Source organism: Rhizobium sp. BR 249 (genome assembly GCF_047445895.1).
In the GTDB taxonomy this organism is placed as follows: Bacteria; Pseudomonadota; Alphaproteobacteria; order Rhizobiales; family Rhizobiaceae; genus Rhizobium.
The window spans coordinates 166,272-179,745 of sequence record NZ_JARWKX010000005.1 but is presented as its reverse complement, the minus strand read 5'-3'; the positions used below and the strand labels follow the sequence as shown (position 1 = coordinate 179,745).

At 63.0% G+C, this 13,474-nt stretch carries 13 protein-coding genes; 3 read left to right on the top strand and 10 right to left on the bottom strand.

Annotated features, from left to right (window positions below; all coding sequences use genetic code 11):
- Positions 1-55: 55 nt before the first annotated feature.
- The 4 genes from QD408_RS07245 to QD408_RS07230 all read right to left on the bottom strand — a co-directional run bounded on the left by QD408_RS07245 (position 56) and on the right by QD408_RS07230 (position 3,456).
- On the bottom strand, positions 56-1,183 hold the full coding sequence (locus tag QD408_RS07245; protein ID WP_414138822.1) for an ABC transporter permease: 1,128 nt from the start codon (positions 1,181-1,183) through the stop codon (positions 56-58).
- A complete protein-coding gene (locus tag QD408_RS07240) occupies positions 1,180-2,109 on the bottom strand; it encodes an ABC transporter permease (RefSeq protein ID WP_414138821.1) in 930 nt (309 codons plus the stop codon). Before QD408_RS07240 ends, QD408_RS07245 begins: the two co-directional genes overlap by 4 nt.
- Positions 2,106-2,486: an endonuclease domain-containing protein gene (locus QD408_RS07235; protein WP_414138820.1), complete on the bottom strand. Its 381-nt coding sequence runs from the start codon at positions 2,484-2,486 to the stop codon at positions 2,106-2,108. The genes QD408_RS07240 and QD408_RS07235 overlap by 4 nt, the downstream gene beginning before the upstream one ends.
- 184 nt (positions 2,487-2,670) lie before the next feature.
- A complete protein-coding gene (locus tag QD408_RS07230) occupies positions 2,671-3,456 on the bottom strand; it encodes an ABC transporter ATP-binding protein (RefSeq protein ID WP_414138819.1) in 786 nt (261 codons plus the stop codon).
- A 94-nt stretch (positions 3,457-3,550) separates the two neighbouring features.
- Here QD408_RS07230 and QD408_RS07225 point away from each other — a divergent pair, with 94 nt between their 5' ends.
- On the top strand, positions 3,551-3,964 hold the full coding sequence (locus QD408_RS07225; RefSeq protein WP_088684772.1) for a cupin domain-containing protein: 414 nt from the start codon (positions 3,551-3,553) through the stop codon (positions 3,962-3,964).
- A gap of 58 nt (positions 3,965-4,022) precedes the next feature.
- Here QD408_RS07225 and hydA read toward each other — a convergent pair whose 3' ends face one another.
- From hydA to QD408_RS07210, 3 genes are read right to left on the bottom strand one after another with little or no spacing between them, the layout of a single operon-like run.
- Entirely contained in the window at positions 4,023-5,477 is a 1,455-nt protein-coding gene (gene hydA / locus QD408_RS07220; RefSeq protein WP_414138818.1) for a dihydropyrimidinase, read from the bottom strand.
- 24 nt (positions 5,478-5,501) lie between these two features.
- On the bottom strand, positions 5,502-6,104 hold the full coding sequence (locus QD408_RS07215; RefSeq protein ID WP_414138817.1) for a hypothetical protein: 603 nt from the start codon (positions 6,102-6,104) through the stop codon (positions 5,502-5,504).
- The gene (locus QD408_RS07210; RefSeq protein ID WP_414138816.1) at positions 6,101-7,354 is read right to left on the bottom strand and encodes a Zn-dependent hydrolase; all 1,254 of its coding nucleotides are present in this window, start codon (positions 7,352-7,354) and stop codon (positions 6,101-6,103) included. The genes QD408_RS07215 and QD408_RS07210 overlap by 4 nt, the downstream gene beginning before the upstream one ends.
- 299 nt (positions 7,355-7,653) lie before the next feature.
- Between QD408_RS07210 and QD408_RS07205 the strand changes: the two genes are divergently transcribed.
- On the top strand, positions 7,654-8,298 hold the full coding sequence (locus QD408_RS07205; protein ID WP_088684768.1) for a TetR family transcriptional regulator C-terminal domain-containing protein: 645 nt from the start codon (positions 7,654-7,656) through the stop codon (positions 8,296-8,298).
- A 5-nt stretch (positions 8,299-8,303) separates the two neighbouring features.
- Here QD408_RS07205 and QD408_RS07200 read toward each other — a convergent pair whose 3' ends face one another.
- From QD408_RS07200 to QD408_RS07190, 3 genes are all read right to left on the bottom strand, one after another.
- Positions 8,304-10,877, bottom strand: coding sequence for an HWE histidine kinase domain-containing protein (locus QD408_RS07200; RefSeq protein WP_414138815.1), 2,574 nt, complete (start codon positions 10,875-10,877; stop codon positions 8,304-8,306).
- Entirely contained in the window at positions 10,874-11,407 is a 534-nt protein-coding gene (locus QD408_RS07195; RefSeq protein ID WP_414138814.1) for a biliverdin-producing heme oxygenase, read from the bottom strand. The genes QD408_RS07200 and QD408_RS07195 overlap by 4 nt, the downstream gene beginning before the upstream one ends.
- Before the next feature lie 156 nt (positions 11,408-11,563).
- Complete coding sequence (locus QD408_RS07190; protein ID WP_414138813.1) at positions 11,564-11,974, bottom strand: rhodanese-like domain-containing protein; 411 nt, start codon at positions 11,972-11,974, stop codon at positions 11,564-11,566.
- 69 nt (positions 11,975-12,043) lie between these two features.
- Here QD408_RS07190 and ftrA point away from each other — a divergent pair, with 69 nt between their 5' ends.
- Complete coding sequence (gene ftrA, locus QD408_RS07185) at positions 12,044-13,042, top strand: transcriptional regulator FtrA (protein WP_414138812.1); 999 nt, start codon at positions 12,044-12,046, stop codon at positions 13,040-13,042.
- Positions 13,043-13,474: the final 432 nt, after the last annotated feature.

Sequence of the window (13,474 nt, the reverse complement as noted above, 5' to 3'; positions counted from 1 at the left end):
TTGTCCTTACCCTCTGAAGTTATGCCCGGACCCCATTTGCGAAGCCCGCGCGCGCCTAGCCACCACGGATAGACGGATGCCAGAACGTCACCGCCCGTTCGGTCAGGGCGATGACGCCGTAGAAGATCGAGCCGGCCAGCGCCGCGACGGCGATTTCCGCCCAGACCATATCGACATTCATGCGGCCGATCTCGGTGGAGATGCGGAAGCCCATGCCGACGATCGGCGTCCCGAAGAATTCCGCAACGATGGCACCAATCAGCGCCAGCGTCGAGTTGATCTTCAGTGCGTTAAAAATGAAAGGCATGGCTGCCGGAAGCTTGAGCTTGAGCAGCGTCTGCCAGTCGCTCGATGCATAGGTGCGCATCAGGTCGCGCTCCATGCTGCCGGAGGCGGCAAGGCCGGCGACGGTGTTCACCAGCATCGGGAAGAAGGTCATGATGATGACGACGGCGGCCTTGGACGGCCAGTCGAAGCCGAACCACATGACCATGACCGGGGCGATGCCGATGATCGGCAGGGCCGACACCATGTTGCCGATCGGCAGGAGGCCGCGCCGCAGGAAGGCGATGCGGTCGGCCAGCACGGCGACGACGAAGCCGCTCAGGCAGCCGACGATATAACCGATCAGCACCGCCTTGAAGATCGTCTGCCTGACGTCGTCGCCGAGGATGGGCAAAGAGGCCATGATGCGCGTGCCGATGGCGCTGGGCGGCGGCAGCAGGATGAAGGGGACGCCGGCGCCGCGCGTGATCGCCTCCCAGAGGATGAGGATCCAGGCGCCGAAGATCGCCGGGATCAAGAGCTGGAGCGCCGACTTGCCGAAGGTGGTCGACGGCTGCAGTTTCGACAGTTCCGTAACGCATCGCCAGGCAAGCAGCCAGCAGGCGAAGAGCAGCAGGAAGAAAGCCCGCGTTGCCGTCGCCTCGTTGCCGGAAAGAGCCGAAAGCAGCATCCAGGCGGCGCCATGCGCGCCGATGAACAGCACGGTGGCGCGGTAGGCCGGCGGCTGCGGAGCAAAGGACAGGAGAGCCGCGGCCGCGACGATGATGAAAATCAGGCTCACTGTGCCGTCGTTCAAGGGGTGGGCCGCGCCCTCGGCCAGAAGCGGCAGGGCCATCAGAGCCGCGAGACAGAGAAGCAGGGCGGCCGTCGCCTGCCAGGAGAAAGTCAGATGTTTCATGCCGGCCTCCCGCCCATGGCGCGGTCGACGATCTTCGCCGCAAGGCCGACGATCGCAACCAGGATGCCCGCAAGCAGCGAGCCGGCGACGAGGGCCGCCCAGATATCGATGGTCTGGCTGTAATAGGAGCCGGCGAGCAGCTTCGAGCCGATTCCGGCAACGGCGCCGGTCGGCAGTTCGCCGACGATGGCGCCGACGAGACTTGCGGCGATCGCCACCTTCATCGAGGTGAAGAGGAAGGGGATCGAGGCCGGAACGCGCAGCTTCCAGAAGGTCTGCACTGGGCTGGCATTATAGGTGCGCATGAGGTCGAGATACATGATTTCGGGCGACCGCAGCCCCTTCACCATGCCGACGGCGACGGGAAAGAAGGAGAGGTAGGTGGAGATCAGCGCCTTGGAGACGAGGCGGGAGGCATCGGAATCGAGGTTCAGCAGATGCGCCAGCGCATTATCGCCGGTCAGCACATTGTAGGAGATGATGACGATCATCGGCGCGATGGCGAGGATCGGTATCGTCTGGCTGGCCACCAGCCAGGGCATCAGCGAGCGGTCCATGGCGCGGTTGTGGACAATCAGCACGGCAAGAAGAATGCCGAGCAGCATGCCGAAACCGAAGCCGAGCAGGGTGGAGGAGAGCGTCACCCAGCTGTGATAGACGAGGCTGCGATTGCTCGAAAGGCCGCGCAGGAACGTGTTCTCATAGACGTTCTGTGCGACCTGATGCGGCGCCGGCAGGATCGGCTTCGGCTGCGCGAGCGTCTTGCCGACGAATTCCATCGTCGTGGGCGTGACGCCGGCGCGGCTGTCCATGTCGCGCTGGAAGGGCGCGTTCATCAGCACGGCAGCGACATACCAGATGGCGATGAGGGCGAGCAGGATGGTGGTGACGGGGACGATCTTGTCCTTGAAAGTGTCTGGTTTCATGCTGCACGCTCCCTCAAGAATGGAGCGGCATGTTTCTCGATGGTGATGAATACGTAGTCAGGTCCATCAAGCACTTGGGCATTGTCGAAGCGGAGCACGTCGAAACCTTGGTTGCGCAAAAATGCGTCCCGGGCGAGATCATGCCGGCGACCGGCGGTCGTTTCGTGGCTGTCGCCGTCAACTTCGACGATGAGACGTGCCGACAGCCAGGCAAAGTCAGCGATATAGGGGCCGATCGGCGTTTCGCGCCGGAACCGGGCACCGTAGGGCCTGAGATCGCGAAGCATGTTCCACATCGCAGCCTCTGCCTTTGTGAGTTCACGGCGGAGGCGTTTTGCCCTTTCGCGGGTTTTAGGGGTGATGTTGGAATGTGGCATCTAAACCCCTCCCCAACCCCTCCCCACAAGGGGGAGGGGCAAGCCTGCGGCCCGCTTTGTCTTCCATAGCAAGGTCACAGCTTGTTGTAGCGTTGCGCCAGAAGATGAGGGATTGCTGCGAGCGCCAAAGCCCCTCCCCCTTGTGGGGAGGGGTTGGGGAGGGGTCTTTTCCAACAACACGCGCCTAAACCTCATGGCTATGCCCCGTCCTCAGCCCCTCGCGGACGCGATGGGCGATTTCCAGGAATTCGGGGGTGTCGCGGATGTCGAGCGGGCGTTCGGCCGGCAGGGTCGAGTCGATCACGTCGGTGACGCGGCCCGGGCGTGGCGACATCACCACGATCTTGGTCGAGAGGTAGACGGCCTCGGGAATGGAGTGAGTGACGAAGCAGATCGTCTTGTTGGTGCGGGCCCAGAGCTTCAGCAGCTCTTCGTTCAGATGGTCGCGGACGATTTCGTCCAATGCGCCGAAGGGCTCGTCCATCAGGAGCAGGTCGGCGTCGAAGGCGAGCGCGCGGGCGATCGAGGCGCGCTGCTGCATGCCGCCGGAAAGCTGCCAGGGGAATTTCTTCTCGAAGCCGGAGAGGCCGACCAGGTCGAGCGCTTCGGCGATCCGCCTCGTGCGGTCGGCGCCGCCATAACCCATGATTTCCAGCGGCAGGGCGATGTTGTTTTCGATGGTGCGCCAGGGATAGAGCGCCGGCGCCTGGAAGACATAACCGTAGGCGCGGGCCTTGCGGGCCTGCTCCGGCGTCATGCCGTTGATCAGAATCTCGCCCGACGTGCTCTTTTCGAGATCGGCGATGACCCGCAGGAAGGTCGTCTTGCCGCAGCCGGACGGGCCGATGAAAGAGACGAAATCGCCCTTGCGCACATCGAGATTGACATCGCTCAGCGCCTGCACCGGGCCGTCATTCGCCTGGTAGGTGAGACAGAGGTCCTTGGCGGATACGACGGAGGGTGCTTGCATCAATGCGACCGATCTTGTTTTCGCCGCCGGAAGGCGGATTGCATGGTACCATTGCCGCAGGCCCTGCCGGCGGCACAATTCATGGAGGAAGAGAATGGACGCGACATCAAAGCCCACCTGCCACATCGTTCGCCCCAATCACGCTTATGACGGCAAGCAGGGGCTCAGCTATTTCGAAGGGATCGCGGCCGAAACGGTCGGCGCCAAGGGCATCTGCATGCACCTCCTGACGATCCCGCCCGGCGTGCGGGCCAAGGCGCATCTGCATGAGGCGCATGAGACGGCGATCTACGTGCTCTCCGGCGAGGCCCATACCTGGTACGGCGACCGGCTGGAACATCACGTCATCACCCATGCCGGGGAACTGTTCTACATCCCGGCCGGCGTGCCGCATATGCCGGCGAACCTCAGCAGCACGCCCTGCACGGCGGTCATCGCGCGCACCGATCCGCACGAGCAGGAAAGCGTCGTGCTTCTGCCTGATTTGGACGCGCTGGTGCCGGCGTGAGGTCATTCGCATGGAGGCGTCGTTCCCCCGTTGATGGCCGTATCGTTACGCTCCATCGTCATACGCCGGTTGCCGGAATACCCGTGCGTTCCACCTTGCGCGGAGAAGTGATCTCCTTCCAGGTGGACAGCGCCTTGCTGACGGCCGTCACCGGTTCGCGCCTGACGAATTCGCCGTGGCCCTCGCGGGTCTTGATCGTGCTTTCCTCGATCGCGACGACGCCGCGCGTCAGCGTGTAGCGCGGCAGGCCGGTTACTTCCTTGCCTTCGAAGACGTTGTAGTCGATCGCCGACTGCTGGCTCTTGGACGAGATAACCTTCGAACGGTTCGGGTCCCAGACGACGATATCGGCGTCGGCGCCGACGAGGATCGCGCCCTTCTTCGGATAGATATTGAGGATCTTGGCGATGTTGGTCGAGGTGACGGCGACGAATTCGTTCATCGTCAGCCGGCCGGTGTTGACGCCGTTCGTCCACAGCATCGGCATGCGGTCTTCGAGGCCGCCGGTGCCGTTCGGGATCTTGGTGAAATCGCCGACGCCGAAACGCTTCTGCGCCGTCGTGAAAGCGCAATGGTCGGTCGCGACCACCTGCAGCGAGCCGGAAGCAAGACCGGCCCAGAGGCTGTCCTGATGCTGCTTGTTGCGGAAGGGAGGCGACATCACCCGGCGGGCGGCATGATCCCAGTCGGGATTGGAATATTCGCTCTCGTCGAGCGTCAGATGCTGGATCAGCGGTTCGCCATAGACGCGCATGCCCTTGGCGCGGGCGCGGCGGATCGCCTCGTGCGCCTGTTCGCAGGAAGTGTGGACGATATAGACGGGGCAGCCGGCCATGTCGGCGATCATGATGGCGCGGTTGGTAGCCTCGCCTTCGACTTCGGCCGGGCGGGAATAGGCATGCGCCTCGGGGCCGTTATTGCCTGCGGCCAGCAGCTTTGCCGACATCGAGGCGACGACGTCGCCGTTTTCGGCATGCACCAGCGGCAGCGCGCCGAGTTCGGCGCAGCGCTGGAACGAGGCAAACATCTCGTCATCGTCGACCATCAACGCGCCCTTATAGGCCATGAAGTGCTTGAAGGTATTGATGCCCTTGTCGCGGACGATAGTCTCCATCTCCTTGAAGACCTGCTCGCTCCACCAGGTAACCGCCATGTGGAAGGAATAGTCGCAATTGGCCCGCGTCGATTTGTTGTCCCACATGGTCAGCGCTTCGAGCAGCGACTGGCCGGGGGCGGGAAGGGCGAAATCGACGACCATGGTCGTGCCGCCGGAAAGCGCCGCACGCGTGCCGCTCTCGAAATCGTCGGAGGAATAGGTGCCCATGAAGGGCATTTCGAGATGGGTATGGGGGTCGATGCCGCCGGGCATGATGTAACAGCCGGAGGCGTCCAAGGTCTCGTCGCCCGAGAGGTTCGGACCGATCTCGACGATCTTGCCGCCGTCGATCTTGACGTCAGCCTTATAGGTGAGGTCGGCCGTGACGATGGTGCCGTTCTTGATGACTGTGGTCATGGCTGCTGCTCCTTTTCCTAGCTGTTATTGCTCAACTGCCATCGTGGGCGTGCCACTTCGCAGGAGCGCTGCGCCTTTGGCGACGAGGTCGTAAACCGCCTCCTCACTGAGTTCATCGGGCGTGTCATGCTCTTCCTCGTAATGCCAGTCGGGTTGGCCAATGACGTCAGCGCCGCCGACCGACAACGACCAAAAACCATCGCTTTCGCGAAAGTAGAAATCCTTGCCGTCGATCAGCCCGGTTGACTGTACGGGGCGGCTGCCTTTGGGGCGTTCGATCAATATGCCGGGCATGGAAGGGCCTAGTTCGATACGAACGATATCAATGGCTCCGGGCCGCCCAGCGACATAGTAGGTTTGGCGGTGGTCGCGGTCATCTGAAGCCAGCTGAACACCAGAGGGTTTATATCGCCAAAGGTTCGATATTTGCGGAAGCCTGATCCGCTCGCCTGCCGTGTTGATGCCGATGTAGCAGACCTGCGCGGCAGGAACGTCACCCCACGGACCTTCGTTCACCGGCGTCACATTGGCACTGGCCCATGCAAGGTCGTCGGCAGTTCGCTGATTGTTGAACTTAAAAGCATCAGCACAATCGATATAGGTCGTTGGCAGGTCTGACGCCATCACGCCACGATCTCCGCCGTCTCGACCACCGCATGGAACAGCACGTCGGCGCCCGCCGTCGCCCATTCCTTGGAGATTTCTTCCGCCTCGTTGTGGCTGAGGCCGCCGACGCAGGGGCACATGACCATCGTCGCAGGCGCCACCTTGGCGGCCCAGCAGGCGTCGTGGCCGGCGCCGGAGATGAGGTTCATGTGGCTGTAGCCGAGGCGTTCGGCGGCGGAGCGGACCGAGGTGACGAGTTTTTCGTCGAAGGTGACGGGGGCGAAATGGCCGATCGCCTCGATGGAACAGCCGACACCCAGCGCGTCGCAGATGCCAGGGGCCTCGGCCTCGATCTTTGCCCGCATGCGGTCGAGCTTGGCCTTGTCGGGCGAACGGATGTCGACCGTGAAGACGACCTTGCCCGGCAGCACGTTGCGGGAGTTCGGCGAGAAGAAGACCTGGCCGACGCCGCCGACGGCGCCCGGCTGTTCGCCCATGGCGACAGCCTGGACCATTTCCAGGATGCGCGACATGGCGAGACCGGCATTGACGCGCATGTTCATCGGTGTCGAGCCGGTATGGGCTTCCTTGCCGGTCAGCGTGAATTCCAGCCACCACAGCCCCTGACAGTGGGTGACGACGCCGATCTGCTTGTTCTCGGCTTCGAGGATCGGACCCTGCTCGATATGATATTCGAAATAGGCATGCATCTTGCGGGCGCCGACCTCTTCGTCGCCGACCCAGCCGATGCGCTTCAACTCGTCGCCGAAGAGGTTGCCCTCGGGGTCCCTGCGGTTATAGGCGAAGTCCAGGCTGTGCACGCCGGCAAAGACGCCCGACGCCAGCATGGCGGGCGCGAAGCGCGCGCCTTCCTCGTTCGTCCAGTTGGTGACGACGATCGGGTGCTTGGTCCTGATGCCGAGATCGTTCATCGTGCGCACGACTTCGAGCGCCGAAAGCACACCGAGAACGCCGTCATATTTGCCGCCGGTCGGCTGGGTGTCGAGATGGGAGCCGACATAGACCGGCAGGGCATCGGGATCGGTGCCGGGACGGGTGGCGAACATCGTGCCCATTTGGTCGACGCCCATCGTCAGGCCGGCTTCGTCGCACCATGTCTTGAAAAGGCTGCGGCCTTCGGCATCCGAATCCGTCAGCGTCTGGCGATTGTTGCCGCCGGCAACGCCGGGGCCGATCTTGGCCATGTCCATGAGACTGTCCCAGAGACGGTCGCCATTGACGCGCATGTTCTCGCCTGGTGCTGCCACCATTTTTTATGCCCTCACCTGTTTGCGGCAGTCATGCAAAGGGCATGCCCGCCTGTTCCCGTGGTCCATTCCCGCGCCTCTTATTGGTTTTGTCGAGCGCCGGAAAATCGCCAGTTGCCTTTGTTTTTCATCTGGCGGATATTTGACCGATTGGTAAACATTACAACTTCCACCGCCGGGCTCAAGACGAAAATCACGAAAATTGCCGATAAAAATGCGGGCAGTTGCTCAAGAAAACGGCAGAGGCCGCTTCTGCTGAAACTTGAGGGAAGAAGTTGAATTTCAAGGGGAAACAATAGCCGATGGCTATTCCGAGAGCAGCGAAGACCCTGAGGCGAACGCGAATCCAGGAGGAGAAGGAAGAGCAGATTCTGGAGGCGGCGCTCGACGTGTTTTCGGCACGCGGTTTTCGCGGCTCGACGATCGATCAGATCGCGGAAGTGGCCGGCATGTCGAAGCCCAATCTGCTCTATTATTTCCGCACCAAGGAAGCCATGCACCGGGCGCTGATCGACCGGGTGCTCTACACCTGGCTGGAGCCGCTGCGCGCCTTCGACGCCGAGGGCAATCCGGAAGAGGAAATCCGCAGCTACATCAGGCGCAAGCTGGAGATGGCGCGCGATTTTCCGCGCGAGAGCAGGCTTTTCGCCAATGAGGTGCTGCAGGGCGCGCCCCATATCGAGGACGAGCTGAAGGGGCCGCTGAAGGAATTGGTCGACGAGAAGGCGGAGGTCATCCGCGCCTGGACGAAATCAGGCAAGATCGCCGAATGCGACCCCTACCACCTGATTTTCTCGATCTGGTCGACGACGCAGCATTATGCGGATTTCGACGTCCAGGTGCGCGCCGTGCTGGGGCAGGAGCATGCCGGCGAAGGGCGCTTCGAGGATGCGGCGCGGTTTTTGGAGCAGCTCTTCATCGGCGGGCTGCGGCCGGAGGGCAGCTGACCGTTCTACCCTCTCTTGGGAAGCTGCACCCGGGCAAGGAGATCGGTGATGCCTTCGGTGGTATAGGGCTTCTGCAAGACCGGCGCGCCCGAGTGGCTGTTGGCCTGGGCGATGCCCTCGCCATAACCCGTGGCAAAAACGAAGGGCACGCCTGCGGCGGCCAATCGGTCGGCAATCCCAAAACTCGTCTCGTCTCCCAGATTGACATCGAGAAGCGCGAAATCGAAGGACTGGCCGGCCAGGATCTCCATCGCCTCGGCGACACTGGGCGCCGTCGTCACTTCGGCACCCAGGCGGCGCAGGATATCCTCCCCGTCCATGGCGATGATCAGGTTGTTTTCCACCAGCAGGATCTTCAAGCCCGAAAGCGGCTCCCGGTCGGCGGGAGCAGCCTTGCGTTCCGCAACGCCGGCAGGCGTCGCCTCCGGCAATAGGCTTGGGTCGACGGCGTTCACGTAGCGAGCCGGAATCAGGAAGTCCGCTTCCAGCCCTTCCTTGATGTAGCGGACTTCGGCCTTGCCGCCGAGGTCGTAGGGAATGGAGCGCCGGATGATCGTAGACCCGAATCCGTGGCGTTTCGGCTCGGAAACGGGCGGGCCGTCCTTTTCGCGCCAGCCGATGCGCAGATTGCCTTCATCGTCGCGATGCCAGCCGAGCGCGACCGTGCCGCTGCCGGCGCCGGAGAGGCTGCCGTATTTGGCGCTGTTGGTCATCAGCTCATGGAAGACGAGGGCGGCAGTGGAAAAGGCCTGCGGCTCCAGCAGCACGTCTTCGCCGGTCATCCGGAAGCGCTGCGCGTTTCTTCCGAGATAGGCCGCGGTTTCGGCCGATAATAATTGCCGCAGCGAAGCGGGCGCCCAGTGATCCCTCGTGATCTGGTCATGGGCACGGGCGAGCGATTGAATGCGGCCCTCGAGCTGGCGGACATAGTCGCCAAGGCCGACAGACGTCGTCTGCGACTGCCGGATGATGCCGGTGATGAGGCTCAATATGTTGCGGACACGATGATTGAGCTCGGCGATCAGCAGTTCCTGCCGCTCGTTCGCCATCTGGCGCGCCATGCTGGCTTCGTCGGTGAGGCGCAGCACCACCTCGATCAGCGTGACGCGGATGGTTTCCGCGACCCGGCGCTCCGCCTCGGTAAAGGGCAGGGAGCGGCCGCGCACCAGTTCAGACCAGGCTTCGAAACTCTTGCGCGGCGTCAGCCGCGGCCCGTTGGGGCCATATTCCACCGGCTTGTGCGGATCGCCGCCCCAGCGCACGGTGCGCACCAGTTCCTGACGGAACAGCACGACGTAATCGCGCGGCGAACGCGAGATCGGTATGGCGAGCATGCCTGCCACCGCATCGTCGATCTCGATATCCGGATAGGTTTCGCCGAGCCTGTCCACGGCATAGATGCGCCCACCGGCGTTGCGGTTGAGATGGCGGACGAGGGCCGAAAAGCCCCTCTCGTCCGGTCCGATGCCGGCAAGCGCCATCCGGCCGTTGATCCAGACGCCGATCCCGTCGGCGGGAACGGCGTCGGCGAGCGCTTCGATCAGCCAGGCCGGATCGTCGAGCAGGCTGGCATTATCAGCGACGGAGGTCAGAAGCCGGTCGGCGATGCGGCGCGCCTTGGTCTCGTAATCGAGCGCCAGCCGCCGCTCGCGGCTTTCCAGGCGCGAAGCGAACATCTGGCCGAAGAGCTCGGCGGTGGAGCGGCTTTGCGCCGACGGCAGGCGCGGGCCGTAATGATGGCAGGCAAACAGGCCCCAGAGCTTGCCGTCCACGACGATCGATATGGAGAGCGAGGCGCCGACCCCCATATTCTTCAGATATTCGATGTGGATCGGCGAGACCGAACGCAGGACCGACATGGAGAGATCGAGCGGCTGGCCCTGTTCGTCGAGCTGCGGAAGAACAGGCACGGGCACCGCCTCGATATCGGCGATGATGCGGAACAGGTTGCGCAGGTAAAGCGCGCGCGCCTGAACCGGAATGTCGGAGGCCGGGTAGTGCAGCCCGAGGAACGAGCCGATGCCGCTGCGGGCGGCTTCCGCCACGACCTCGCCTGAGCCGGCTTCATCGAAACGATAGACCATCACCCGGTCGAAGCCGGTCAGCGCGCGTGCCTGCCTCGCGCCCTCGCGGAAGAAAGCCTCCATCGTTTCCGTCTGGTCGAGGCGGGACATCATGCTGCGCATGGAGAGCGAGGGGGCGTTGCGCTTCTCTTCCTGGCAGCGTTCGCCTTCGAGGATGACCTGATTTTCGTTGAAATGCACCGCAAGGTCGAAGCGCGACTGATCGGGCATCAGGGCAATGTCGAAAATGCGTTCGACGACATCGGGACCGCGCAGCGTGGTCAGCTTGTTGCGGATCGTATGGAGCGCCTCCGGCGTGATCACGGAGGAAACGGGACGGCCGAGAGCGTCGGCCTGTTCCACCCCGAGAAACTCCGCGAGGTTGGTCGAGGCCCGCGTGACGATCCAGTCCGAAGATATCGCCAGCAGGAAGCCGAAGGGCTGGATGGCGCCGAGCTGGTGGATCGGCTCACGGTCGCAATTGGTGAGATCGACGGGTTCGCGCGCGCCGCTCATGGGACCGCTTCCAATTCGAGCTGCCCGGCCTTGAGGAAAAGATCGAAGATGCCGCGGGCGGCCGAAATGGCGGCGGAATCGTCGACGCCGCTTGCGTCAAGACGATCCATGAAGGTCCGCATCGCGCCTTTCGGTGCCTGCGGCGTGAGATAGCGGCTGGGCAGGTGATCGGGCACGGATCTGGTGAGCACGGCGCCGCCGAGTTTGGAGCCTTCGAGGACGTAGAGGGCGCCCCAGAGTGCTGCTTCGCCGTGTAGTGCCGGCGGCGGAAGGAGTTCGGGCAATCGGTCCCCAAGTTCGTGGATGTCGGCAAAGAGCAGCTGCGTGCGTTTTCGTTCCGGCCAGTCCGGCAGCAGGCGGATGATTCCGGCGTCTTCGAGCGCATTTTCCGCCGCCGGCACGACTCGGGCATGCGCGCGCAGGAATGTCCTATACTGGCCCGGGATGGAAAGGTCGAAAGTGCCGAAGAGCTTATCGACCTCGGCGTGGCAATCTGCCGTTTGTGCGCGGAGCACGCTGCGAAGGGACATACGGACCGTGTTCTAAGTCATAGGGCACAGGATGCCGGTGAAGCGGGGCGACAAACAAGCGATATATTGCAGAACTTCGGCTTTTCCAGAGAAACCCATAGAAAAACATGGGTTTCTCTTTTGTTTTTGTCTTGCTCGACGATGAAAGGAGCCTTCTCATTCGGCGGCGATGGTTTCGCTTTCGAGGGCGAAGCCCTCGTCGGCCCAGCCGGTCATCCCGCCGATCATCAGCTTGGCCTGGAGGCCGAGCTTGGCGAGGCGGAAAGCGGCCTTGTCGGCGCCGTTGCAGTGAGGGCCGGCGCAATAGACGACGAAGAGCGTATCGCTTGCCCATTCCGACATGCGGTGCGCCGTCATCTTGCCGTGCGGCAGGTTGATGGCGCCGGGCACATGCGACTGTGCAAACAGCGCCGGCGAGCGCACGTCGAGGAGAACGAAATCGACCTTGCCGGCGGCAAAGGCGGCGCGGACATCCGAGCAATCGGTTTCGAAGGCGAGCTTGGCGGCGTAATGGGCGACGGCGAGATCGGGTGTGGCGGCTGGGATTTCGGCGACGGGGCTTGGCATCGGTCTTTCCTTTCGTGCTGGATTGCCGCCTGGTATCGCCGATGCTAGAGCTTTGTGAAATTGGCCATTATGACTGACAGCGTAAAGATCATGCCAAACGCATCTCCGCCCCAGAAAGGACCGCTGGTCGCAGTGCTTGCCTATGACGGGCTCTGCACCTTCGAGTTCGGCATCGCCTATGAGGTCTTCGGCCTGCCGCGTCCGGAAATGGGCGAGGGTTGGTATCGCTTCTCGGTCTGCGGCATCGAGCCGGGGCCGCTTCGCGCCGCCGGCGGGTTGACGGTCGCGGTCGACAAGGGGCTTGAGGTGCTGGATGCGGCGGACCTGATCGTCGTGCCCGGCTGGCGGTCGATCGATGCGCCGGTGCCGGAGCCGCTCACTGAGGCGCTCCGGGCAGCGCATCAGCGGGGCGCGCGTATCATGTCGCTCTGCTCCGGCGTTGCGGTTCTCGCTGCGTCCGGATTGCTTGCCAACCGCAGGGCGACGACGCATTGGCGCTATGTCGCCTCGGTCGCCGCGCGTTATCCCGACATCACGCTCGATGCCGACGTTCTCTACATCGACGAGGGCAGCCTGCTGACGGCGGCCGGCAGTGCCGCCGGCATCGATCTCTGCCTGCATGTCGTGCGCGGCGATTTCGGCCCGGAGGCCGCCAACAGCGTCGCCCGCCGCCTCGTCGTGCCGCCGCATCGCGAAGGCGGGCAGGCGCAATTCATCAGCGCCCCGGTTCCGGAGGAGCGCGAGGGCATTCGCCTCGGCCCGCTGATCGAATGGATGCGCCAAAGCCTTTCGCAGGAACAGCCGATCAGCCTGCTTGCCAAAAGAGCGGGCATGAGCATGCGCACCTTCCAGCGCCGCTTCGAAGCGACGACCGGTCTCAGCGTCGGCGAATGGCTGCTGAAGGAGCGGCTGCGTCATGCCCGCGACCTGCTCGAAAAGGAACTTGCCGTCTCGCTCGACGACATCGCGATATCAAGCGGCTTCGGCACGCTGGCAACGATGCGACACCATTTCCGCAGGCGGCTGGGCACGAGCCCGCATGCCTATCGGAAGTCATTCGGCGGCTAGCGTCTGGAATTTTGATTCCAGTTATTGTTAGATGCATACTTAATTGGATCTGCGCCGATCCTCGGCACAAGGCCGAGGATGATGTCGCGGGTTTTGCGACGTTTGTCAGTTGCTTGAGGGCCCTTCCGTAAAAAGGGCGCCGCCACCTTCCGTCATGGACCCTAAAAACAGTAATCCCGTTCGATGCCGTCATAGCGGCCGGATTCCAGGCAGTAGTTCTAAAAAGCCGCCTCCTGAGCAGCAGAGGCAGGAATCGTTGCGGCCGAGTTTTTCGATCAGTTCGACATCGCCGTGAACGGTTCGCGAACCGGCTTGCCCCCCGGGATGCCGGTGGTTCCCGAGGAATGAGACCTGCCTGCCCATTCCTGCGACGCCCTATGGACCTCACGGATTCCGGAACTTGGTGCTTCCGGAACAGTTAGAGATTTCCAA